This is a genomic window from Kribbella sp. NPDC050459, from assembly GCF_040655315.1.
Taxonomy (GTDB): domain Bacteria; phylum Actinomycetota; class Actinomycetes; order Propionibacteriales; family Kribbellaceae; genus Kribbella.
This window is the reverse complement of the sequence record NZ_JBFAJQ010000008.1, coordinates 40,507-64,148: the sequence shown is the minus strand read 5'-3', so window position 1 is coordinate 64,148 and position 23,642 is coordinate 40,507. Positions and strand designations below refer to the sequence as shown.

Annotated in this window: 22 protein-coding genes; 15 read left to right on the top strand and 7 right to left on the bottom strand. The window is 65.0% G+C overall.

What is annotated here, in order from left to right; translation table 11 throughout:
- The first annotated feature begins 38 nt into the window (after nucleotides 1-38).
- The gene (locus tag AB0I12_RS24955) at nucleotides 39-764 is read left to right on the top strand and encodes an XRE family transcriptional regulator (RefSeq protein ID WP_359933889.1); all 726 of its coding nucleotides are present in this window, start codon (nucleotides 39-41) and stop codon (nucleotides 762-764) included.
- A gap of 82 nt (nucleotides 765-846) precedes the next feature.
- Nucleotides 847-1,413, top strand: coding sequence for an HD domain-containing protein (locus AB0I12_RS24950; protein WP_359933887.1), 567 nt, complete (start codon nucleotides 847-849; stop codon nucleotides 1,411-1,413).
- Here AB0I12_RS24950 and AB0I12_RS24945 read toward each other — a convergent pair.
- Both AB0I12_RS24945 and AB0I12_RS24940 read right to left on the bottom strand, forming a co-directional pair.
- Complete coding sequence (locus AB0I12_RS24945; protein ID WP_359933885.1) at nucleotides 1,393-1,869, bottom strand: NUDIX domain-containing protein; 477 nt, start codon at nucleotides 1,867-1,869, stop codon at nucleotides 1,393-1,395. The genes AB0I12_RS24950 and AB0I12_RS24945 overlap by 21 nt on opposite strands.
- Nucleotides 1,869-2,609, bottom strand: a complete 741-nt coding sequence (locus AB0I12_RS24940) for a helix-turn-helix transcriptional regulator (RefSeq protein ID WP_359933883.1) — start codon at nucleotides 2,607-2,609, stop codon at nucleotides 1,869-1,871. Before AB0I12_RS24940 ends, AB0I12_RS24945 begins: the two co-directional genes overlap by 1 nt.
- Nucleotides 2,610-2,744: 135 nt before the next feature.
- On the opposite strand from AB0I12_RS24940, the gene AB0I12_RS24935 reads away from it, so the two are divergent.
- Entirely contained in the window at nucleotides 2,745-4,178 is a 1,434-nt protein-coding gene (locus AB0I12_RS24935) for a helix-turn-helix transcriptional regulator (RefSeq protein WP_359933881.1), read from the top strand.
- 11 nt (nucleotides 4,179-4,189) lie between these two features.
- Nucleotides 4,190-4,663, top strand: coding sequence for a DUF296 domain-containing protein (locus AB0I12_RS24930; protein WP_359933879.1), 474 nt, complete (start codon nucleotides 4,190-4,192; stop codon nucleotides 4,661-4,663).
- Nucleotides 4,664-4,741: 78 nt separating this feature from the next.
- On the opposite strand, the gene AB0I12_RS24925 is transcribed toward AB0I12_RS24930, so the two are convergent.
- Complete coding sequence (locus tag AB0I12_RS24925; RefSeq protein WP_359934415.1) at nucleotides 4,742-4,975, bottom strand: hypothetical protein; 234 nt, start codon at nucleotides 4,973-4,975, stop codon at nucleotides 4,742-4,744.
- Here AB0I12_RS24925 and AB0I12_RS24920 point away from each other — a divergent pair.
- From AB0I12_RS24920 to AB0I12_RS24885, 8 genes are all read left to right on the top strand, one after another.
- Nucleotides 4,892-5,119: a hypothetical protein gene (locus tag AB0I12_RS24920; protein WP_359934407.1), complete on the top strand. Its 228-nt coding sequence runs from the start codon at nucleotides 4,892-4,894 to the stop codon at nucleotides 5,117-5,119. The two genes, AB0I12_RS24925 and AB0I12_RS24920, sit on opposite strands and share 84 nt — an antisense overlap.
- Nucleotides 5,120-5,670: 551 nt before the next feature.
- On the top strand, nucleotides 5,671-7,356 hold the full coding sequence (locus AB0I12_RS24915) for a right-handed parallel beta-helix repeat-containing protein (protein ID WP_359933877.1): 1,686 nt from the start codon (nucleotides 5,671-5,673) through the stop codon (nucleotides 7,354-7,356).
- A complete protein-coding gene (locus AB0I12_RS24910) occupies nucleotides 7,353-8,384 on the top strand; it encodes an epimerase (protein WP_359933875.1) in 1,032 nt (343 codons plus the stop codon). Before AB0I12_RS24915 ends, AB0I12_RS24910 begins: the two co-directional genes overlap by 4 nt.
- Nucleotides 8,384-9,364 (top strand): dihydrodipicolinate synthase family protein, encoded by a 981-nt coding sequence (locus AB0I12_RS24905; protein ID WP_359933873.1) that lies wholly within the window; start codon nucleotides 8,384-8,386, stop codon nucleotides 9,362-9,364. The genes AB0I12_RS24910 and AB0I12_RS24905 overlap by 1 nt, the downstream gene beginning before the upstream one ends.
- Before the next feature lie 81 nt (nucleotides 9,365-9,445).
- Nucleotides 9,446-10,438, top strand: a complete 993-nt coding sequence (locus tag AB0I12_RS24900) for an ABC transporter permease subunit (RefSeq protein WP_359933871.1) — start codon at nucleotides 9,446-9,448, stop codon at nucleotides 10,436-10,438.
- Nucleotides 10,435-11,361 (top strand): carbohydrate ABC transporter permease, encoded by a 927-nt coding sequence (locus tag AB0I12_RS24895; RefSeq protein WP_359933869.1) that lies wholly within the window; start codon nucleotides 10,435-10,437, stop codon nucleotides 11,359-11,361. The genes AB0I12_RS24900 and AB0I12_RS24895 overlap by 4 nt, the downstream gene beginning before the upstream one ends.
- 78 nt (nucleotides 11,362-11,439) lie before the next feature.
- Complete coding sequence (locus AB0I12_RS24890; RefSeq protein ID WP_359933867.1) at nucleotides 11,440-13,062, top strand: hypothetical protein; 1,623 nt, start codon at nucleotides 11,440-11,442, stop codon at nucleotides 13,060-13,062.
- Nucleotides 12,972-14,258 carry a Gfo/Idh/MocA family oxidoreductase gene (locus AB0I12_RS24885; RefSeq protein ID WP_359933865.1) on the top strand — a complete coding sequence of 429 codons (1,287 nt, stop codon included), beginning with the start codon at nucleotides 12,972-12,974 and terminating at the stop codon, nucleotides 14,256-14,258. The genes AB0I12_RS24890 and AB0I12_RS24885 overlap by 91 nt, the downstream gene beginning before the upstream one ends.
- A gap of 47 nt (nucleotides 14,259-14,305) precedes the next feature.
- Here the strand turns inward: AB0I12_RS24885 and AB0I12_RS24880 are convergent, their stop codons facing one another.
- The 4 genes from AB0I12_RS24880 to AB0I12_RS24865 all read right to left on the bottom strand — a co-directional run bounded on the left by AB0I12_RS24880 (nucleotide 14,306) and on the right by AB0I12_RS24865 (nucleotide 19,683).
- Nucleotides 14,306-15,253 (bottom strand): hypothetical protein, encoded by a 948-nt coding sequence (locus tag AB0I12_RS24880; RefSeq protein ID WP_359933863.1) that lies wholly within the window; start codon nucleotides 15,251-15,253, stop codon nucleotides 14,306-14,308.
- A gap of 21 nt (nucleotides 15,254-15,274) precedes the next feature.
- On the bottom strand, nucleotides 15,275-16,888 hold the full coding sequence (locus AB0I12_RS24875; RefSeq protein WP_359933861.1) for a right-handed parallel beta-helix repeat-containing protein: 1,614 nt from the start codon (nucleotides 16,886-16,888) through the stop codon (nucleotides 15,275-15,277).
- A gap of 627 nt (nucleotides 16,889-17,515) precedes the next feature.
- The gene (locus AB0I12_RS24870; RefSeq protein WP_359933859.1) at nucleotides 17,516-18,574 is read right to left on the bottom strand and encodes a Gfo/Idh/MocA family oxidoreductase; all 1,059 of its coding nucleotides are present in this window, start codon (nucleotides 18,572-18,574) and stop codon (nucleotides 17,516-17,518) included.
- 83 nt (nucleotides 18,575-18,657) lie between these two features.
- Nucleotides 18,658-19,683, bottom strand: a complete 1,026-nt coding sequence (locus tag AB0I12_RS24865) for a helix-turn-helix domain-containing protein (protein ID WP_359933857.1) — start codon at nucleotides 19,681-19,683, stop codon at nucleotides 18,658-18,660.
- Between the two features lie 273 nt (nucleotides 19,684-19,956).
- On the opposite strand from AB0I12_RS24865, the gene AB0I12_RS24860 reads away from it, so the two are divergent.
- Genes AB0I12_RS24860 through AB0I12_RS24850 form a run of 3 tightly spaced genes read left to right on the top strand, consistent with a single transcriptional unit; the run spans nucleotide 19,957 to nucleotide 23,638 of the window.
- Nucleotides 19,957-21,234: an ROK family transcriptional regulator gene (locus AB0I12_RS24860; RefSeq protein ID WP_359933855.1), complete on the top strand. Its 1,278-nt coding sequence runs from the start codon at nucleotides 19,957-19,959 to the stop codon at nucleotides 21,232-21,234.
- Nucleotides 21,235-21,272: 38 nt separating this feature from the next.
- Nucleotides 21,273-22,565, top strand: coding sequence for an enolase C-terminal domain-like protein (locus AB0I12_RS24855; RefSeq protein ID WP_359933853.1), 1,293 nt, complete (start codon nucleotides 21,273-21,275; stop codon nucleotides 22,563-22,565).
- Nucleotides 22,566-22,582: 17 nt separating this feature from the next.
- The gene (locus tag AB0I12_RS24850) at nucleotides 22,583-23,638 is read left to right on the top strand and encodes a Gfo/Idh/MocA family oxidoreductase (RefSeq protein WP_359933851.1); all 1,056 of its coding nucleotides are present in this window, start codon (nucleotides 22,583-22,585) and stop codon (nucleotides 23,636-23,638) included.
- Nucleotides 23,639-23,642 lie beyond the last annotated feature (4 nt).

Genomic DNA, 23,642 nt, shown 5'->3' with positions numbered 1-23,642 from the left:
CTAGGGACCTTTCGAGTCGCATCAAGGCGGGAGATTCGGTGAACGACACGCTTCGGCGAGCGCTGTTCGAGGCCCAACTGTCGGACGCAGACGTGGCGTCACGCCTCGGCGTCGACCCGAAAACGGTTCAGCGCTGGCTTGACGGCAGGCTGCCGTACGCCAGGCATCGAGACCAGCTCGCATGGCTGCTCCAGGTCGATGAAGGCGCCATCTGGCCGGAGCTCCGCGCGCCAGGGCTGTCTGCGCCGACCGAGCTGGCGGGTGCCTATCCGCGGCGTGAACTCATCTCGCAGAATGCCTGGCTCTCGATGTTCGCCAATGCGCGGCGAGAGATCAACGTGCTCGCCTACAGTGCGAGGTTCCTGATGGAGGACTCGCGGATTCTTGGAATCTTCGCAGACAAAGGCGCCCAGGGGCTGAAGGTGGCGCTCGCGCTCGGAGATCCAGGTCGTCTGGACCTCACGCGAGCGGGAGCTGAGGAGGATGACGAGGAGGCGCTCTCCGACAGCATGAGCGACTCAATTCTGCGCGTTCGACCTCTCGTGGCAACGGGCTCAGTGGAACTGCGTCTGCACAATGTGCTCTTGTACAACTCGATCTATCGCGTCGACAACCAGGTCCTCGTGAATCAGCACCTGCACGGCATCGCGTCGGCCCGCACGCCGGTCTACCACCTGCTCAAGGCGGACCAGGGGGAGATGTTCGACTTCTACATGTCCAGCTTCGATAGGGTCTGGAACGAGGCATCCGCGGTGATCCGGTGAACTGGTCAGTGGAACAAGACGTCCCGAGATTTCCGGCAGACGTCCTGTCATGTCCTTCGGAATCTGACGTAGCGTCGAGGACGTGATCAAACCTAACGACGCTCGGGAGATTGCGAGAAGACTTCTCGAGCATGAGTTCCCACGGCGCTGGGCGCACACACAAGGCGTGGCGGAGCGGGCCAGGTCGCTCGCGGATGTCCTTGGCGAGGACTCTGACCTGATCGAGACAGCTGCGTGGCTGCACGACATCGGATATGCGCAGTCTCTGTCGCTGAGTGGGTTCCACTCGCTTGACGGTGCGAGGTACCTGCGCTGCCTGCCGGACGTGCCGGAGGCCGTCTGCCAGCTCGTAGCGCATCACACCGGCGCTGCGATCGAGGCTGAGGAGCGCGGGATGCCGGCGGTTTGCGACGAATTCGAGGCGCCGCCCGCCGGACTGCTGGACGCGCTCACGTACTGCGACTTGCGTACGGCGGTTGACGGCGTACCGACGACGGTCGACGAGCGGATCGCGGAGATTCTTGCTCGGTACCCGGCCGATCATGTGGTACATCGATCGGTTCGACGGTCAGCGCCGCAGCTCCGGCATTCGACTCGCAGCATGCAAGTCCGGGTGGCGCGGGGACGTTCAGTCGAAGTAGGGCGTTGACGGCCGTTCGAGGTAATGGTTGATGCGTCGGCGCATCGAGCGGTGCATGTTGAGTTCGGTGAGGCGAGCTGGCTCGATCCAATGCACCTCGGTGCTCTCGCTGCTCGGCGTCGGCTCGCCGGCGAGGAAGCGCCCGGTGAGGAGTATGGAAAACTCTTGCCGGGCCTCACCGTTGCTGGTGTAGAGGATGATGTGCTTCGGATCGGTGTAGATGCCGACGACGCCGGTGATCTCGCACTCGATGCCCGTCTCCTCGACCGTCTCGCGTACGCCGGCCTGCGCCATCGACTCACCGAGGTCGATCGCGCCGCCAGGCACCGCCCAGTTGTCGTTGTCGGAGCGACGGATCATGAGAATCCGCCCGGCGTCGTCCTCGACTACGACGTTCACCGACGGAACCATGCTGTTCGCGGCGGGCGCTGCCGGGTCGTCGTAGTAGTCGACACGTCGTGGCATCAGTCCTCCGTTAGCGGTACGGCGGTGTCCCAGACTCGCTCGAAGCTTTCGAGGTAGACGCTGACGAACTCGCCGCCGGCCACCTTGCGCAGATGCCAGACCGGCGCATGAGACGCGCCGGCCCCGTAGACGTGGGTGTTGACGAGGACTTGGTCATCGGCCCTGAAGATCGAGTTGTAGAGGACGGTCCGATGACTGCGGAACTCGACCCCCTCGATCTCGCGAAGCGGCTGGTAGAGGACAAGTGCGTTGCGAATCTTGGCAGCCATCGCATCGCCGACGCGTTCTTGCTCGCCTCGATCGGCGACGTGCGGATCGTGCTGGTCGCCTACGAGGAATCGGACCCGAGCGCCGGCTTTCGCTTTCTTGCGGATGATCCGGTGCAGCCCCGCGTCCTCAGCGAGGAACAGGCCGGCGTAGACCAGGACGCCGATCTCTTCGTCAGCCGACTCGAACAGTCGTCTCCAGGTGTCCCGCGGCACCTCAGAGCGGTGCGGATACACGGCCACGATCTCGCTCGCCGAGGCAGAAGTGACCTGGTCCTTGGTGAGTGCGTCCGGCCAGAGGTAGCCCTCGTCGACGCCGAGTCGGCTGGACACGGCGTAGCGGTAGCGCCGGTAGGGTGTGCGACCATTGACCCAGCGCTCAACCGTCTTGACGTCGACGCCGAGGTCCGTTGCGAGCGCGGGTGTGGTCAAGCCGTTCTCGAGAATCGCGGCTCGTAGTCGCTCGTTGGCCATAGACCTAACTTATGACATCTTGGGACGTCTTGAGCGTAGGCGGGACGTCTCGGACACGTCCTGTCGCGCCCGCGCGCCGTCCTTTTCCTTCATAGCATCCTCAGCGTATCGAACGAAGAGGAAGCGAGAGGGGCAGTGACTGATTCTGAGCGGGAGCCCAATCGGAAGCTGAGGCGTGCGCGCGGCGAGATGTCGCAGGCGCAGCTGGCCGAGAAGGTGAACGCAGCGCTCCTGCGGTCCACCGGTCGGCCGGGAGCGGTCACCTCGAAGTCGGTTTCGGACTGGGAGCGTGGTTGGTATTCGTGGCCGATCGTCAGTGTGCGAGCCGCGCTGCGTGAGGTACTGGGTGTTGCCGGCGACGCTGAGCTGGGCTTCGAGAATCGGCGGGCACGTGCTGTGGACGAGAGGGATGCCACCAGGCGGAGCATCGCGTTAGCTGAGCTGGCCGGCCATGATGCGCCCGATGTGAGCTTCGTCGACGTGCCTGGTGGTCGCTTCTTCCAAGGGGCAGAGCTAGCCGCGGTCACGGCGCCTTCGGTGCTCGTCGACGGTGGACTCGTGCTCGAGCGTTCGTCCGAGCTGCTTGCGAGCCTTGCGCGGCCGCATCGGCGCACGTTGCTCGTCACGCACACGGTCGCCGAGGACGGGCCTGTCGTTCATGTTGCGGATGGCCGCGAGTTCGCAGCTGGCGCCGTACGGCGCTCTGTGTCACATCGCGTGCCGAATGCCTACCGCCTGGATGACATGACCATCGGGGTCGTGTGGGCCGTCAGCAACACCGACTCCGCGATCCTGGCCGACGACAGTCGTTTGGACTCGTATCAGCAGTTGCTTGCGCACTATGAGGAACGCTCGGCGTCCTCGGCAACGCTGAGCGAGGTTCCAAAGCTGAACGATGTGTCGAGCAAGTGGCTCGGTTCGGACTTCTGCGCTCGACACATCATCAGACACTTGCCGAGGCTGACCACCGATCCGTTCTTCTGGAGCCGGGAGCAACGCGGCGAGGAGGCTGCCGCGTGGCTCCTGTGGACACACAAACTCACCTATCTTCGGCACACGGCCGCGAGATACGCGAACATGCGCCGCGGGTTCTGCATCCCCGAGCATGAGGTCCGCGCGTCGCCCAGGTACGAGCGTGTTCTTGCACTGCTTGCGGTGGCATTGATGGAGGCGCATGGTGTAGAAGTCCAGATCAGCTCGGAGCCCGAGCTCGGCGAGATCGAGGGATTCGTCGTCGCGGACGATCTCATCGTTGCCAACTGGCTGCGTGGCACTGGGCTCTGGTACGTCGACACTGACGCGCCGTCGTCGCGATGGTCCGCCTACCGTGAGATCGCGGGCCATGCCGCCACGAAGTCGATCATCGCTCACCCGTCTCCTGCGGGCCGGCTTCAGGCGATGGCCACCTACCTCGAGGTCCCGTGGACCTGGTTCGCCGCCCGTTGCCGCGAACTCGCATCGGCGGGCGTCGACGGACTCGCTCATCCACGGAGCCGTCTGGTGTCCACCGACGGCCTCATGGCGGCCCTCCGCTACGTTGCCAACGTCAACCAACCTCAGAATCCCTGAAGGAGCAGCCAGTGCAAGCAGCCGAGGTCACCCCCGGCCGAACCTTCGCCGTCCGCTTCGACCACGGCGAGGACTTCTACACCTCCCTCACCGACTTCTGCCGCAGCCACGACATCCGCCAGGGCTTCATCCCGATGTTCATTGCCGGCTTCCGTGACGTCGAACTCGTCGGCACCTGCGAACGCCTCGAGGACCCTGAAGCCCCCGTTTGGCGCTCCGTCAACCTCGAGTACGTTGAGGCCCTAGGCGGCGGGACCCTCGCGTATGACGATGCAACCAACGAGATCCTGCCGCACATCCACACCTCGGTCGGCCTCAAGTCCCGTTCCGCCACGGGCTACACAAGTCACCTCCTCGGGGCTACTGTCCAATTCCTCACCGAGATGTACCTGGTCGAGGTAGCCGCACCCACCTTCTCCCGCCCACGCCAGCCCGATCTGTATGACGTTCCGCTGCTCAGGTTCGGGCCGAAGGCAGGAGGCTGAGCGCGCTGCACACTCCTGGATCTCCCTAACGGGGTTCTGACTGCCGTCCGCTGAGGTGACCGTCGATGCCGTGACCTCTCACTTGGCTTCGGCGGATGCACCGTGAACCGGCGCCCACCCGACCCGAACGCCGTACCCACCATCGCCGAACGGCGCCGCCTCCTTGAAGTACACCGAGCGTCGCCCCGCTTCCGGGTCAGCGGTCTCGCCGTGCTGGCGAACCTGGTCATGCACTACGCGTTTGACCTGTTCCTCGCGCGGGAGTTCCCGGGAGTGCAGCTCGAGCGGTATGCCGATGATGCGGTGGTGCATTGCGTGACCGAGCGCCAGGCCCAACAGGTCTGGGACGCGCTCGCCCAACGACTGGCCTCGGTTGGGCTGCGGCTGCACTCGGACCTTTCGTCTGGGTGTTCGTGTACCGCCGGGGCGGGTCGCCAAGGTGTTACGGAAACGTGATATGCGAGCTGTTGGAGCGCCGTGTGCGCTAAGTCCTTTTCTACACGGTGGCGGATCGTGGCGGATGTGGTTGACGGCGCTGGAGTCGAGTGGAGCCGCCCGTGAGATCCGCGCGGGACTGGGAAGTTACTTCCTGCACAGGGGCTCGATATGAGGGGGTTTTGTCGCTCTCGGGTGGTCTTGACCAGGCAAACACGGCCGAGCCAAACTCCTCGCAATCCAAGTGGTTCAAAGGGTTCCGAGGGAAAGCCGCTGCATGCGTCGCGTGCCAATCGAGTCCCCGGGCACCAAGCACAAGCCACCCGGTGCTTTGCGGCAATAGCCAAGGGGAGCGCCTGAGTGCATCACCTGAGTGCATCGCCGAGATCAGCAACCGATTATCAGCAACGCGGAGGGATGACGCCATGAGTTCAGTCGATCGACGTCGGATATTAGCGGCAATCGGCCTGGGGGCCGTGCCGGCCGTAACTCTCGCGGGCGCCGAGCCGGCGTGGGCCAGCCCCACGAGTGCCACCAGTGTCACAGGTGCTGCGGGTGCCACGGCTCTCACGATGGCCGACCTGCGTGCCCTGAGCACGCCGAGCGCCGACACCGTCTACTTCCTCACCGATCCAGGACTCGAGGGACCGTTCCGCTACCTCGCCCAGGACACGTCCTCGGCCGAGAACTACGGAACCGTGATCGTCGGCGCCAACGCCGCCCGCTACCACCGGATCCTGCTCGACAACGAGATCGACACCGGCTGGTTCGGAACCATCGGCGACGGCGCAAACCACCCACTCTCGCAGCGGTTCACCACGCTGACCGAGGCCCGGGCCATCTACCCCCACGCCACAGCACTCACCGACGAGATCGACTGGTGCGCCATCCAAGCCGCGATCAACACCGTCAAGGCGGCGTCAGCGACCACCAAGGCCGTTCGGATCCCGCAGGGCGACTACGTAATCAACCAGGCTATCCGTGCCGAAGTTGATGGGCTCTACCTGCGCGGCATGGGTGCCGCGTCCATTTCCATCGAGATGGACTACTTCGGCCTCATGGTCAATCGCCCGAAGGCCAATGGGCAGCGGGGTGTCGACCCCGTCTACAACGTCCACGTCAGAGACCTCACCTTCCGTGCGATGAAGGGCTACGGCCCGGTCAACGGCGGCATCATCATCTTCAACAACTCGATCGATCTCTTGCTGGACAACGTCACGGTCATCGGGGACCCGGAGAAACTCACGGCGCGGGGACGCTTCACCAACGGCATCGCAACTTCGCAGGGCACGACCGGTGTGATCCGCAACTGTGTCGTGGACGGGGTCGCAAAGCCCGGGTACTACATCGCGAACGGATCCAGAAACATCCGGGTCGAGGCATGCGAGGCCCGCAACGTCTCCGGCTCCCTCGGCTACCAGCCGGGATTCGCCGTGTCCGGCGCCGACAGCATCATGTTCATCGGGTGCCACGGGCATCACAACCAAGGAGCCGGTCTCCAGATCACCTGCGACGGCTACCCGCCGGGAGTCGGCACGCCATCGACCAACATCCAGGTCATCGGCGGCCAGTACTCGCACAACCGCGGACACGGCATCCTCATGGGTACGAATCTCGTGCCGCAAACGCCGCGCGACATTCATCTCATCGGCGTGGAGACCAGCGACAACGAACTCACCGGGTTCCTCACCGGCGCGGTGCAACGACTGACGCTCACTGACCACATCGCCCGCAACAACAAGGGCAAGGGCATCGTTGTCCTCAACTACTTCGAGCTCACCGACCAAGTGCACATCGCTCACCCCAAGCTGAGTAACAACGGCGGGGCCGGTGTTGAGATCCGAGCCGTCGACAACGTCACGATCGACGGCGGGTATGCGTTCGACGATCAGGCCGAGCCCACCCAGCTCCACGGGGTACAGACGCTCCCCATCACCAGTGGCGATACCGCCGAGAACAGGAACGTGGTGTCGACCATCTACGGCGGCGTCCGCGCGGAAGACATCGTGGACATGCCCGCGCCGCGTGCCTTCCGGGTCTTGGACCTCGACTTTCAAGGAAGCCCGGCGGATGCGTTCGATCTCGCTGCGGCGGAACCCACGAGTGGATACATCCGCATCACGGGGAGCGGCAAGCCCGAAGGGATTGTCCCGGCGCCGCCCGGGTCGGAGTACTCGGATATCGACGGCGGCGTGAAGTACATCAAGGGAAAGGGCACCGGCAAGAGCGGTTGGCGGACGTTGGTTGCTGGGTCATGACAGGCTCGACGACGTCATCGCTGCACGACATCGCGAGCCGGGTGTACGAGCCTGCTGAACGCCTGGTGTCCGACCTCGCGAGCATCGAGGGAGACCTCGTCGTGCTCGGTGCCGCCGGCAAGATGGGCGTCAGTCTCGGCCGGATGGCCGCCTCGGTCTTCGACCGTCTGCCGGGTCATCGTCAGGTGTACGCGGTCTCGCGGTTCTCCGATCCGGCGGCTCGCGTCGAGCTCGAGGACTCCGGCGTACGGACGATCTCGGCTGATCTACTCGACGACGAGGCGCTCGGGTCGCTGCCAGACGCGGCCAACGTCGTCTACATGGTCGGCCGGAAGTTCGGTACCAGTTTCGACGCTGCCACCACGTGGGCAGTCAACTCCTACCTGCCTGGCCGGGTCGTGCGACGATACGCCGGTTCGCGGATCGCGGCGTTCTCCAGCGGCAACGTGTATCCCTTGGTCCCGGCGACCTCTGGTGGCGCCGACGAGACGGTCATACCGGGCCCGATCGGTGAGTACGCGCAGTCGTGCCTCGGCCGGGAGCGGGTACTGACGTACCACGCCGAAACCACCGACACGCCGCTGGCGATCGTCCGGCTCAACTATGCCGTTGATTGCCGATACGGCGTGCTGACCGACATCGTCCGAGCGGTCGAAGCAGGCGAACCGGTCGACCTGGCGACCGCCGCCATCAACGTGATCTGGCAAGGCGATGCCAACCGGTACGCACTCTCCGCACTGACTCTGGCCTCGACTCCTTCCACCGTGCTCAATGTCACCGGACCGGAGACCGCGTCCGTTCACTGGCTTGCAACGGAACTCGGCCGGCGGCTGGGACGGGATCCGCTGTTCGTGAACGAGCCGTCGCCGACTGCTCTGCTCGCGAACGCCGCACAGTGCTTCGGTCGCTTCGGATACCCGTCGGTCAGCCTGTCGCAGATGCTCGACTGGACCGTGGCCTGGCTGCGGGACGGCGGTCCGTTGCTGGACAAGCCCACGCACTTCGCCGAACGCAACGGGCGGTTCTGATGTTTGACGAAGAGAAGCGCCGGCGTCTGCGCGACGGGCTGGTGATCCCCGCCCACCCGTTGGCGTTGCGCGCCGACAAGACTCTGGACGAGCGACGGCAACGCGATCTGACCCGGTACTACGTTGCCTGCGGGGCCGGCGGTGTCGCTGTCGGTGTGCACACGACACAGTTCGAGATCCGCGAGTTCGGCCTCTATGATCACGTGTTGGCCCTGGCCGCGGAGGAAGCAGAACGTCGGCTGCTGGTCGCAGGTGTCGTAGGTCCGACGGAGCAGGCAGTCGGCGAGGCGAAAGTCGCCGCTGGTCTTGGCTACGACCTGGCCTTGGTAGCTATGCATGGTTGGGGGAGCGCGCCCGACGAGGAGATTCTCGACGGGATCCGGGCGGTCGCCGAAGTGCTGCCGGTGTTCGGGTTCTACCTTCAGCCGGCGATCGGCAAGCGACGGTTCGGCTACCGTTTCTGGCGGTCGTTCGCCGGAATCTCCGGCGTCGAGGCGATCAAGGTCGCACCCTTCGACCGGTACGCGACCGTGGATGTGGTCCGCGCGGTGATCGATGCGGGCCGCGCCGACGAGATCGCTCTCTACACCGGCAACGACGACAACATCGTCGCGGACCTGTTGACGCCGTACCGCTTTGCCGGAACGACGGTGCACATTGTCGGCGGGCTGCTCGGGCAGTGGGCGGTGTGGACGGACGAGGCGGTGGCATTGCATGCGGAGGTACGACGAATCGTCCGCGCCGATGAGCCGGTACCGCTCGAACTGCTGGCGCGAGGAGCGCGGTTGACCGACGCGAATGCCGCGGTGTTCGATGCGGCCAACGATTTCATGGGGAGTATCGCAGGGGTCAACGAGGTGCTGGCCCGGGAAGGGCACCTGGCGGGGAACTGGTGTCTCGCCGACCACGAGTGCCTCTCTCCCGGCCAATCCGACCAGATCAGTCGCGTCATCGCGTCCCGCGGCACGAGTGACGCCTGATTCCGGCGTCGACCCGGCAGGTGGCGACCTTCCTTGGCCGGGCCGACGTACGCACCCACATCCGACGACGAGAGGAATCGCATGAGCAAGATGGTGCAGATACCAAGAGCATCTGACGCGTCGATGTCCGATGCCGTCCCCTCGTCGCCGACCGGCAAGACGTTCTGGCAGCGGTTCCGGCGGGACCGGGTCCTGTTGTTGTTCGTGCTGCCGGGAGCAGCGGTGCTCCTGTGCTTCACCTATCTGCCGCTGCTGGGCAACGTGATCGCGTTCAAGGACTACCAGCCGTACGTCGGGATCCTCGAGTCGCCGTGGGTCGGGCTGCAGAACTTCCGGATTCTGGTCAGCAGCGACCCGGCGTTCCGGAACGCGGTGGCGAACACGTTGATCATCACGCTCCTGCAGTTGATCTTCACGTTCCCGGCACCGATCGCGTTGGCGCTGCTGATGAACAGCCTGGTGTCCGAGCGGTTCAAGCGGATCGTTCAGTCGATCCTCTACCTGCCGCACTTCCTCTCCTGGGTCGTGGTGGTGGCGCTGTTCCAGCACGTACTGGGGTTCAGTGGGCCGCTGGAGCAGGTGATGACAGCCATCGGGGCAGGCCAGCCGCACATCATCGGCAACCCCGACTTCTTCAAACCGCTGCTGATCCTGCAGGACATCTGGAAGAACTGTGGCTGGGGCACGATCCTCTTCCTCGCCGCGCTGGCCGGGATCGACGCGAACCTGTACGAGGCGGCCGCCGTCGACGGCGCGTCGCGCTGGCGGCAGCTGTGGCACGTGACGCTGCCGGGCATCGTTCCGGTCGTCGTACTGATCCTCGTTCTGCGGATCGGCAACCTGCTGTCGGTCGGCTTCGAGCAGATCGTGCTCCAGCAGGACGCGGTCGGCCTGCAGGTCTCCGAGGTGCTCGACACCTACGTGTACAACAACGGCATTGTCGGCGGTGAGTGGGGAGTCTCGGCCGCTGTCGGTCTGGTGAAGGGTGCCATCGCGGTGCTGCTGGTCCTTGGAGCCAACAAGATCGCGCACCTCTTCGGCGAGACCGGCCTCTACCAGAAGGAGGACAAGTGAGCGACACCGACGGCATCGTCACCAACAGGAGATCCGCGAAGGCGACGTTGTACGTCGGCCACCGGCCGGCACGGCGGCTCGAGGCACTCAAGGTCGTTGCGCTGTCGATCTGCTGCCTGTTCGTCATCGGCCCGTTCGTGATGGTGATCTCGACCTCGCTGGCCGACTCCGGACAAATCAGTCGTGGCGGCGGACTGGTGCTCTGGCCGGAGAATCCTTCGCTGATCGCCTACCGGGTGATCTTCACCGGCGGACAGGTCACCCGGGCCCTGGGAGTCTCGGCCTTCGTCACGATCATGGGTACCCTCATCTCGCTCACCGTGACGTCGCTGCTGGCCTACGCGCTTTCGCGCCGCGGGATGTTGTTCAATCGGGTCATTCTGATGGGTGTCCTGGTCACGATGTTCTTCTCGGCGGGCATGATCCCGACCTACCTCGCTGTCAAACAGTTCGGACTGTTGAACTCGTTGTGGTCGCTCATCGTCCCGGTGTGCGCGTCGGCGTTCAACGTGATCGTGATGCGGGCGTTCTTCCAGAACCTGCCTGCCGAGCTGACCGAGGCGGCCCTCGTCGACGGCGCCGGCGAGCTGCGGATCTTCTGGAGCATCGTGCTCCCGCTGTCGAAGCCCATCCTCGCCGCGATCGGACTGTTCTACGCCGTCGCGTACTGGAACGAATTCTTCACGGCGCTGCTGTACCTCCAGGACAGCAGCAGATGGCCTATCCAGCTGGTGCTGCGGCAGTACCTGATCGACAACGCCCAGGTTGCCGTCGACAACGACATCGTCAAAGAGATCCCGCCGCCGCAGCCCGCGCTGCAGATGGCCATCCTGGTCGTCTCGTTGATCCCGATCGCCTGCGTATACCCGTTCCTGCAGAAGCACTTCACCAAAGGCATGCTCACCGGCGCAGTGAAGGGCTGACCGAAGCAGCCAACCAGATTCGAGTGGCCGATCGATCCGTCCGGGTCGTGCGGCACCGAGCGTAGATGGAGATTTGCCATGAACAACGACGCGACAGTATCTCGACGTACGATCCTGGCAGCAGGGGCCGCCGTCGCCGCCGGGGCACTGGCCGGATGTACCAACGGCGCATCACGGCAGTCGACCGGATCGGGCACCATCGGGAGCGGGATGCTACCCAAGTACATCCCGTTCAAGGGCGCCACGGCCGACATTCCGGCGCCCAACCCGAATGCGCTCGACGGATACCTGACCTTCCCGAAGGATCGGGTCAGCATCCTGCCCGAGAAGCTGGGCATCGCCAAACCGGTCACGGTCTTGGCGCCGTTGAGTTCGTGGACCCCGCCGCCGATGGGCAGCAATCCGTTCTGGCAGAACCTGAACGAGCAGCTCGGGGCGACCCTGGACATCACGATGGTCCCGAAGTCGGACTGGGAGAATCGCTTCCAGGCCTCCGTGGCCGGCGACACGTTGCCGGAGCTCGCACGGGTTCCCCCCGTACCCCAACTGGACAAGGTGCTGCAGGCGAAGTTCTGCGATCTGACCGAGTATCTGGCAGAGGATGCCGTCAAGGAGTATCCGATGCTCGCGAACATTCCCAGCCTGTCGTGGCAGGGGGCGGTCTACGGCGGGCGGATCATGGGAGTGCCGATGCACCTGCTCCCGATCCAGTGGCGCATGGAGGCACGGCTCGACATCGTCGAGAAGCTCGGACTGAGCGTGGACTTCACCAATGCACAGGAGTTCCTCGCCTTCTGTCGCTCGGTAACCGATCCGAAGGCCAACCGGTGGGCAATGATCTCGCCGTTCCCGCCGAACTTCCTGCGGCAGATGTGCGGAGTGCCGAACACCTGGCAGGTGACCGACGGCAAGTTCGTGAACGAGGTGGAGACCGAGCAGTACAAGCAGTGGCTCGACCTGACCGCGCGGATGTGGAAGGGGGGCCTCTTCCATCCGCAGGCGTTCAACAATCCAGATGGACCGGCCCTGTGGCTGGCCGGTCAGGCCGTGCTGCTCGAGGTGGGCGGCGCGGGCCTGACCAACGGGATGAAAGGGTTCGTGCAACGAGCCCCCGGTTTGAAAGCCGCCCCGGTGGTGCCGCCGAAGTTCGATGGCGGGGGCCCCGCACCCGTCTATGTGGGGTCGGGCAACAACGGGATCACCGCGATCCGTAAGGACCTTCCAGCCGAGCGTGTCAAGGAACTGCTGCGGCTGATGAACGCACTTGCCGCGCCGTTCGGCACGCGGGAGTGGCTGAACGTCCAGTACGGCAAGGAGGGCGTCGACTACAACTGGCAGGACGGCGTCGGACCCGTCTCGACCGAACGGGGCCCGCGGGAGAAGATCGTGGCGAACTACCTTCCCGGAGCACCGATGGTGATGTACTCGCCCGAGTATGCCGACACCACCCGCGCCGAGTGCGGTCATGAGGCAAAGGTCGGACCCACCGCTCTGCCGTATCCGACCGCCGGCCTGTACTCCTCGAAGGACTCCTCGGTCGGAGCTCGACTGACTCTGAAGATGTACAACGCGTCGCTGGACGTGATCACCGGGCGCGCGCCGCTGTCGAAATGGGACGCGGTGGTCAAGGACTGGCGCTCCGGAGGCGGCGACGCCATCCGCGCCGAGTACGAGGACGGCTACGGGCGGCAACCGCGCTGAGGTACCTACGCGAGCCTGCTCTGGCTCCGTCGAACGATTCCACCACCAGCAAGGAAGGTTTCACTATGACCGACAGCGGAGCTGTGCCTCCACGACATCGACACCGCCTCGCTATCCTCGGGTGCGGCGGCATGGAGAAGTCGCACCAGGCGGTGTTCGCGGACCTGGCCGACCGCGTCGAGGTCGTCGCCTGCGTCGATCCGGTCCTCGAACGTGCCCAGACCGCAGCCGATGCACTCGGCGCTCCATACGCTGTCGCCGACCATCGGGAGATCCTCGACAAGGTCGACTGCGTGCTCGGGGTGCTGCCGCATCACCTGCATCACCCGATCGGGATGGACTGCCTGCGCGCCGGAAAGCACGTCCTGATGGAGAAACCGCTCGCGATCACGGAGAAGGAGTGTCGCGAGCTGCAGGCCGAGGCCGAGAAGCAGGGCGTGACCCTGATGACGGCGTACCCGATGCGTTACCACCCGCTGGTGATCAAGCTGAAGGAGCTGGTCGACACCTACGCCTTCGGCCAACTGTTCCACATGCACATTTGGACTGAGCAGTACACCCGCTATGCCGAGGGGCATTGGGGGCTGAAGAAGGCGACCCTTGGTGGCGGTCAGTTCGTGAGCCACGCATGCCACTACATCGACTTGTTGCTGTGGTTCTGCGGTCCGCCGAGCCGGGGCATCCACATGGGCACGACGTTGGGTACGCCGTGGATGGAAGGCGAAGGCACCAGTGACGCGGTCATCAAGTTCGAGAACGACATCCTCGGCTACCACGGGGGCACCTGGGGAGCGAAGGGTTCCCGGTTGAAGTACGCGATCCACGCCCAGTTCTCCGAGGGCATGGTCGAACTGGACTTCCACGCCGGCACCCTGAAGCTCATCGTCGGTCCCGAGGAGACCCTGCTGGCCGAGCACCCGATCACCAAGAACGTGCTGGGCGAGATCCTCGAGTTCTTCGACGCGATCGACGAGCGACGCCCGCCCCACACGGACGCCGAGCAGTCGATCCAGGGACTGCAGCTGATCTGGAAGCTGTACGAGGCCGAGCAGTCCGGTATCGTCGCCGATCTGCGTGGCGTCGTGAAACACCCTGAACTCACCGGCCCGCCTCCGCCGTCGGCCCCGATCGAGTTCACGCCGCTCATCGTGAACGAAACCGACATCGCCGCCCTGGCGGACGACCAGGCGCGCTGACCGGGCAGAGGCCCACGCATACAGGGCGGAACAGCGTCGTCGTACGGTCAGGATCGGGTGTCGTGTGCAACCTCGAGATTCAGCCAGGCCGTACGGCGGGCGTGCGGCGCCAGCTTCGGCGCGGTGCCGGCGGCACAGGCGTCGGCAAGAGCTGGGACTGCGCTGGACTGCGGCTCCAGCGCGCACGCCACCAGATCGGAGTCCACTGTGGTTCCGTGCGTGGTCGTCCACATCCAGAGCGATCCGAACGCGTGCGGATCCCACTCGGCGCGCACGGTCAGCCCGAGCGTCGGGGAGCTGACCGTGTAGTGGGCATCGTCGCTCAGGTCAGCGAACAGCATCGCCGAGTACGGCAGTTGGTCGAAGCGGGTCAGATCAACAGTGGCTCCGTCCTTGCTGGGAAATCGGTTCGCCCGGCCCCGGGCGGAGGGCGGGTACGGCGCGTCCGGGGCGGCGTCCAGTTCGGCGGTGAAGTCGATGTCCGGAAGCTCGACCCGGGCACTCCCCTCCATCATGTTCTCGCCGAACGTGATGTGGTGCCCCCAGAGATAGCGAAGGTCGAGCGACGACTCGTTGCTCAGCGACTCCCGCACTCTGATCCGCCCCGCCGGGCCGATCTGCATGTGCCGCGTGACCAGCACAGGGATCTCGCGACTGCGACCGGCGAACGACAGCTCAGCCGTGTGACCGCAGAGGCTGGCTCGGAGGAGCCGCCACCGCTGGTGCTGCAGGTCTCCGTGGCGTGAGAACTGCCGTCCCTGGAACTGGCATGCCGGTCCGGCGTTCGGAAAGAGTTCGTACCAGGCCCCGACGCGGTAGTCGCGACTGCCGGCCGGGTCCCGGTACAGGATGTCGCTGCCGGAGCGCATATCGACCAGCTCATAGATGTGCGCTCCGCAGTCGACGTTGATCCCGACGCGGATCGACGCGTTCTCAAAGACGATGCAACGGTCGGAATCCGCGGTGTGGTCGATGAGCATGCGGTCGGCTTCCATCTGGGTGTTGTCGGGCGCCGGTCAGAGAACTGTCGCCAGCGCCTTCCAGCCGATCTTGCCGGTGCCGACGGTCTTCACGTAGTGCAGACCGGCAGCCAGATCGGTGAACTGCGACCCGACCGGTGCCGCGACGACGTTCTCCGGGGATCCGGTGCCGGTGAGCCGGTATTGCCCGCTGATGGCGTCAGCGCCGGTGCTGCTCACAGCGCCGAGACGGTTGCCGAAGGCGTCGACATCGAGGATGCGGATGTTCGACGGGGCAGCTTCGCCCGCGATCGGGACGAGCGCGACACCGGCCCCCTGGGTGGCGACTGCCTGGTCGTCGAAGGTCCGCCCACCCTGGATGGTCACCCGATCGACCGAGCGGATCTCGACGCCGTGGATGGCGTTGTTCGCAACTTGCGGGTCGATGACCTGGAAGCTGCTCGTGATGGCGAAGTAGTTCACGATCGCGATGCCGCTGTTCTTGTTGCCGTGGGCGACGTGGTCGGCGAGCACCACGCGCGTGCCGGCGCCCGAGAGGAAACCGTTGAGCTCGTTGTCGGACGTGTCGACCCCGACAAGCTGCACATCACGCGGGTACTGCGGCACGAGATTCGTACCCATCAGAATGCCGTTGCCCCGGTTGTGGGAGTACTGCCCCCCGATCACCTGGATGTTCGTCGACGGAGTACCCACTCCCGCCGGATACCCGTCACAGGTGATCTGCAGTCCGGCGCCCTGGTTGTCATGGCCCTGACAGTCGACCAAGGTGATGCTGTCGGCACCGGAGACACCGAAACCGGGTTGATACCCGAGGGAGCCCGAGACGTTGCGCGCCTCGCAGCCCTCGATCCTGATGTGGTGCGAACCGTTGGCGATGTAGTAACCGGGTTTGGAGGTGCCGTCGACCAGACAGTTGCGGAGTACGCCGGTGGTGCCCTGGGAGGTGCCGATGCCGTTGGTGAGGCGCTGGCGCTCCGTGAGTTTGGCGGCGTCACCGACCACGGTGACGTTGTCCAGCAGCAGGTCGCGGCAGTTGTTGAAGATGATGATGCCGCCGTTGGTCGGGCCGTAGCCCTTCATCGCGCGGAAGGTCAGGTCGCGTACCTGGACCCCGTACACCGGCTGGGGGTCCGCCTCCGTACCACCGGTACCGCGGTTCACCATGAGGCCGAAGTAGTCCATCTCGATGGAGATCGACGCACCGCCCAGGCCGCGCAGCAGCAACCCGTCGACCTCGGCACGCAGCGCTTGGTTGATCACGTAGTCGCCCCGCGGGATGCGGATCGCGGTGGTGACCGCGTTCGCCGACTTCGCAGTGTTGATCGCGGCTTGGATGGCGCACCAGTCGATCTCGTCGGTGAGTGCTGTGGCGTGGGGGTAGATGGCCCGGGCCTCGGTCAGCGTGGTGAACCGTTCCGAGAGTGGGTGGTTTGCGCCGTCGCCGATGGTTCCGAACCAGCCGGTGTCGATCTCGTTGTCGAGCAGGATCCGGTGGTAGCGGGCGGCGTTGGCGCCGACGATCACGGTTCCGTAGTTCTCGGCCGAGGACGTGTCCTGGGCGAGGTAGCGGAACGGTCCCTCGAGTCCTGGATCGGTGAGGAAGTAGACGGTGTCGGCGCTCGGCGTGCTCAGGGCACGCAGGTCGGTCATCGTGAGAGCCGTGACACTCGCAGCACTCGCGGCGCTGCTGGCGCTCGTGGGGCTGGCCCACGCCGGCTCGGCACCCGCGAGAGTCACGGCCGGCACGGCCCCCAGTCCGATTGCCGCTAGTAGCCGACGTCGATCGACTGAACTCATGGCGTCATCCCTCCGCGTTGCTGATGATCGGCGATGCACTCAGGTGATGCAGTCAGGTGATGCAGTCAGGCGCTCAGGCGACGCACTCGGGCGTTGCCTTGAGTGCTGCAGAGCGCCGTCTGGCTTGTGCTTGGCACGGGACTCCATCGGCATGCACATCGACCGTCTCGGCTGCCGTGAACGGACGAGCAGCGGCGGATGGAGACAACGGGCGCTGGAAGCGGGTTTCTCTCTGAAACCCTTGGACAGCGAGGAGTTTGGCTTGGTCGCGTTTGCCTGGTCAAGACCACCCGAGAGCGACGAAACCTCTCATGTCGGCGGCCTCGTGCAGGAAGTAACTTCCGAGTGCCGGGCGACTCCGGCCGGCGACTTCACCGCCGCCGTGCACAGGTGGCACAGTCCACGACCACCCGGAAAGGACTTGGTGCACAGACGGGATCCGCAAGTTCTTACGTCACGGTTCCATAACGCCCGTACGGCTCAGCCCTGCCTGCGCCTTGCCGGTGGGAGGAGGTCGAGGCCGGCTTGCTCCCATTCGGCGTGCAAGCCGAGCCCGGACAGATCTGCGATTCTGCCCTCGTTTTCTGCCCGGTAGAGTCGCCAGATGACACGTAGGCCTTGAAGGGAACTCGGTCCGTCGGTCAGCGGCGATGCCTTTCCGTCGAGACATGCCACGAAATGGCTCAGTTCGCCTTCGACGTACTTCGTGCTCCCGCGGTGTTCATGGATCAGATCCGCGGAGTTGCCCTTGTGGAGCATGAGGGTGGACGTTGCAAGATTGAGGGCGAGCATGCCGTCCGAACCATGGGCCTGGAACTCGTAGCCGTGCTTGGTTCCGCGGGCACCCCAGGTGCCGAAGTGATAGCCGAGCGCCCCTGACGCGAACTTGATGGTTATGTTCGACGTGCCTTCGCCCTCCATCCATGGCGTGCCTTTCCGGCAGCCGAAGTGAGCCCCTTCTATCGGATCGCCGAGCATCCAGAGCAGGAGGTCCACGTAATGGCATCCGTGGCTGAAAAGCTGGCCGCCGCCCAATGTCTCTCTCGAACTGTGCCAATCGCCCTTCGGCCATTGCGTGAGTTGCTCGGTCCAAATCGCAATTTGGAAGACCTCTCCTATCCGTCCCGCGTCGAGCTCGTTCTTCATCGCCACGACCAGTGGGTGATAGCGCAATGGATAGGCCACCATGAGGAGGACGTCCTCGCTCGATGCGGCGTGAATCAACTCCAGACATTCCTGTTCACTGACCGCCAGGGGTTTCTCGATCAGAACATGCTTCCCGCGCCGAATGAAGTCCATCCCGATCGGATGGTGCAGGTGATGAGGAACGACGATCAAGGCCGCGTCCACGTCCTCGATGACGTCGCGATAGTCCGTCACGGCGACCTCGGCGCCGAGGGCCTCGGCGGCCTGCTCGGCGCGCTCCCTGATCGGATCAGCGGTCGCGACGACGTGCACGCGATCGCGCAGGCGCGCGAAGGCCTCCTCGTGAGCGCCCTCCATACCACCGCATCCCACAACCGCGAAGCGATACCTCATGTATCCCAACTACACCCTCAACTGTGACGAGCCGGTCTTGGACGCGCACCTTGGACGCATTGTGGGTTGCGGTACCTGAGCCGTCAAGCAAGAGCCTCGTCGCCGTCGGGAGCATGGTGCGCTACCCACCGATACGGCTGCCAGTTCGCCTCCCACGCCCCCAACTTCCGCTCCGCTGCCGCTCGGAAGCTCGCAGCCGCGCTGAACGGGGAAGAGTGCCGCTGTCTCACAAGGATCGCGCTTGCGACGGCTTCGACGGCATCACACCAGGAGGCGCTCCGCGGTGGCTTGTGGACGCGGATCGCCGCGGATGTGGATGCCGATCGGACCGCATTGAGCGAGTCTTGCGTCTCACGTCCTCCGAGGAGCAGATGTATGTCGCCGCGCGTGCCGAGATCGGCCAGATCTTCCGCGAAGGATCTGAATTCTGCGCTGTGTCCGGCAATCATCCAGTCGTCCGCCGTTCTACGTCCGTGGGCGACCAATGATTCCAGGACGGGCGCCAGTTCGTCTCGGTGCCGGCCCTGCCCGCTGCGCCGGCCCGTGGCGGATCCAAGATCGCTCCTCATGGTTTCAACGAGCGGTGCTTCGTCCGATCGGAATGCTACGCAGTACTGCGATGAGCTGAGGTAGACTCCGATGAGCGAATGCGGAGTGTTCCGTAACGGTGGGTCCAAAGGAATTCCATCGATCGGGTCGCCTGCGATGCTCCACTTCCGCCATATCCGGAGCACCGTGTGAGGACTGAGGCGCATCGTAGCGGCCAGGGAACGGGCCGTCCACGATGACCACTGATCGGCTGTCAGTGTTCTGCCGGCTATGGTCGCCATCAGCACGGACGGCTCGCTCGTTCGAACCGGACGCCCGATCCTCGGGAGATCATTCAGGCCCGCAATTCCTTCGCGCTGATATCTCTTCCGCCACATGCGTACGGTTGGGTGCGATAATCCCGTCTCGCGCACGATCGCGTTGTTGGACATGCCTTCAGCAGCCAGCAGGATGATCTGTGCTCGCCGTCGGACACTCTGATCCGGTTCGGCTGACAAGATGCCGGCGAGCCGGTCCTGATCGCCGGGTCGCAGTACGAGTGGTGGGGAAGCGGACGTCATTCGGCATCCTCCTGCGGCCGGCGCTCCGGAACGGTCGGTTGATCGGGCTGTGATCGGCGGGTTGCCGCTGTGTGACTTCGCGTCGCGGGTGTGACGCCGATGTCATCTTCCTCCATCGCGTCCGGGACGGGCCTTCGCTCCGGTTCATGGACGCGGTGGTGGATCGCGTTAGGTGTGATCGTCGGACAAATGGAGTGAGTGAACCGGGGCTGCTGGCAAGAGTGCGTGCCGAAGAGTCAATGGGTAAGGCGGAATCTCCTTCAGACGGTTGTGTTGACAACCGCCGATCCCTCTGCGAATTTAGCCTATGTGCCAGACAAACTCATCGGTGGGGTCCGCGATCTCAACATGAGTAGGCTGCTGGAGCTCCTGTGGGGCCTGCAGGAGGCCACGCGGTCCGAGCTCCAGGCCAGGTCCGGCCTGAGCAAGGCGACAGTGGCAGCGATCGTGACGGATCTGCTGGACGCGGGCCTGGTCCGTGCTGTGGGCAAACGGCAGGGCGGTGTCGGACGCAGCAGCGCGTTGCTGGAGGTCGCCCCGATGGCTCGATCGGTGATCGGCGTCCAGGTCGGCGACGATCAATGCGATGCGGTCCTCACCGACCTGCGCGGGCGGCCCTACACGCAGGTCAGCCGCCCCCTGCACGCTACCGACCCCGACGGGGTGATCGAGGTCCTGATCGACTGCATTGGGGACGTGGTCGCGAACGCGACCTCGCCGGTGATGGGAGTAGGCCTTGGCGTCCCCGGGTACGTCGATACGTCGGGACGAATCAGCGTGGCGATCTCGCACGGTTGGCGAGACGTGCCGATCGCGGACCGGGTCGCGGAGGCGACGGGGTTGCCGTCGGCGGCCGCCAATCGCGCCAAAGTCTCGGCGCTGGGCCTTGCCGCCCAGAGGTCGCGCGACAATCACGACTTCATCTACATCTTCCTCGGGTCCGGTATCGCTGCGGGCATCGTGTCCGACGGCCGTCTGTGTGTCGGGCGGAACGGCGCCGCCGGCGACATCGGCCACCTCACCGTCGACCCCGACGGCGCGTTGTGCGGGTGCGGGAACCGTGGATGTCTGCACACCGTCGCGGCGCAGGACGCCGTGCTGTCGCTGGCGAGGGCGAACGCCCGGGAAGACAACAGCTCGCTGCTCTACGAAGCCAGCGGCGGGCAGCTGTCGCTGCTGTCGGTCCCCATGATCGCGGTCGCCGCCGAGCGTGGCGACCGGGCGGCCTCGGCGACTCTCGACACCGTCGCGACGACACTCGGAATCGTCATCGCCAACTTGCTGAACACCCTCAATCCACACAGTGTCGTGCTCGGCGGTCCGTTGGCCGAGCTCGGCGATGAACTACTGCAGCGGATTCGTGCCGAAGTACAACGGCGCGCCCTTGGCGAGACCTATGCCGGCCTGGAGCTGTCCTTGACGAGCACTGACCTCGGCGCTGTCGGCGCCGCCGGGTTCTGGCTCAGCAGGCATGTCACGGATTCCAGCCTGACTCTTCTGCTCGAACCCGCACCCCGGGTCAGTGTGCTCGCACCGACCCTCCATCGCTAGCCGACCTATGGACCTCCATGAGATCGACAGACGTAGCCGTGCAGTCCAGCCGCATAACGTATCGGGATGTCCGGCTCAGCCAGCCGTTCGAGATCGCGAACGGCACGATCACTTCCTTCACCCTCGTCATCGTCGAACTGACCTGCGCTGACCGCACCGGAAAGCAGCGGACCGGCCGGGGGGCCAGCGTTTTGTCGGTCCCCTGGTCCTGGCCACGATCGTCGCTGGCCGTGCGGGAGCGTGACTCCGTAATGCGTAAGCTGGCACTCTCGCTGACCGAGGCGACGAAGAGCGCCGGGTTCGCCGATCCGATCGAGCACTGGCAGCACCTCAGCGCGTTGCTGATCACGAAGCCCGCCGGGCTCCACGGCTGGGGAAGGATCGGGGAGTCCATCCCGCACCTCGCGCTCACGCTCCCTCTGGGCGCCGTCGACAATGCTCTCCACGACGCCTGGTCGCGCCTGGCCGAGCGGCCCGCGTGGTCGATGTACGACGCAACGTTTCTCAACGCCGACCTGTCGTCAACACTTGGACCCGAGTTCAAGGGCACGTTCCCAAGTGACCATCTGCGCGGCTCACGGCAGCACTTACCCGTGCAGCACGTGATCAGCCCGGCCGATCCGCTGGACGATCTGGACCCGCTACCGGGGCGTCCGTTGAGCGACTGGATCCGCAGCGAGCAACTCTCTCACCTCAAGATCAAGTTGGCAGGATCGGATGGACGGACCGATGCTCAGCGGATTGCTCAGGTGTTCCGCGTCGCTCGCGCGGTGTGGCCGGACACTTCGCCAGAGCTGGCCATCGATCCCAACGAGTCGCATCCGGATCCGGGCACGACCCTGAGGATGCTCGATCGGCTGCGGCGTATCGAGCCGGACGCGCTCGCGGCCACGCGCTACATCGAACAGCCGACGCCGAGAGCTGCTCCCTCGGATCCAGCAGGCATGGCCGAGTTGTCCGCACGCGTTCCTGTTCTTCTGGACGAGGGACTGAGCGGTCTCGACGACCTGACCGCCCTGCGCGCCGAAGGCTGGAGCGGCTCGGTGATCAAAGCGGCAAAGGGTCAGACGCTCGCGCTGCTCGCCCATTCCTTTCTGTGTCAGTTCGGTCTCTTCGTCACGATCCAGGACCTGACCGCCGTGGATCTCGCGCTGCGGCATTCTGCTCGGCTGGCGGGTGTTCTCAACCTGTCGGCGCCGCAGTTCGAATACAACAGCCGCCAGTACGCACCGCACGCCAATGCCGAACTCGCCCGTACCGACCCCGAGATCGTCAAGGTCCGGGGCGGCCGGATCGGCATCGGCGATGCGATTGCCCCAGGCCTCTACTGACCACTACCACCGGAGGAATGACCGTCATGGGAGATCTGCAAGCCGCCATCGTCGGCTGCGGCAATCTCGGCCGTACCCACGCCCAGCACATCAGCGACGTCCCGGGCCTCACCGCCAAGGCTTTCTGCGACGTCAACCTCGACAACGCCAAGCACCTGTCCGACGAGTACGGCGGTGGCTATGCCACCGATCGCCTGGACGACGTGCTGGCCGACGATTCGATCGACGCCGTCTACGTCGCCACTCAGCACGACAGCCACGCCGACATCTCCGTTCAGGCTCTTGCCGCCGGAAAACATGTCATGGTCGAGAAGCCGCTCGCGATGACGGTGGCAGACTGCCTGCGGATCAAGGAGGCCGCCGAGCAGGCTTCCAGCATCCTGATGGTCGCCTTCAAACTGCGCTACTTCGACATGGTGCTCAAGGCAAGGGAGCTCATCCCCCAGCCGCTCATGGTGAGCATGCAGCTGATGGACAACCGGTGGGGCGATGACATCTGGCCGAACGACCCTGTTCGTGGCGGTGGCAACGTGCTCGGTCAGGGTTGCCATGCCACAGACCTACTGCGCTTTCTCGCTCAGCGCGACCCGATCGAGGTCTTCGCCACTGGTGCCAACTACTACCAGCCGAGCGGAGTAATCGACAATCTGGCCGCGGTGTTCCGGTTTCCCGACGAGGTCAGCGGGGCCTGGATCCAAGGAGATGCCGACACACCCCCGCACACCAGCAAGTTCTTCGCCCAGCTCTTCGACGAAGGACGGTCGGTCACGCTCTCGGACCGCCTCACGACCCTGACTTACCACGTACTGGGTGAGGATCCGGTCGTCTATCGGGGGACGGAAACGGGGTTCCGGGAGGAGAACCTCGATTTCGTCCGGGCCATCCGCGAGGAAGTGGCTGCGCCGATCGATGTCAACGACGGACTGTTTTCGACCGTCATGGCACTGCAGGCGATGGCCTCGACGGCCAGCCATCGGCCGGAGCCCGTGGCAGCACTCGTCCTCGGCGACGCACAACCGGATGGTCGGCACGCGGGCCGCTCTCCGCGAACCCACACCGTCGAGATCCGCTGAGGAG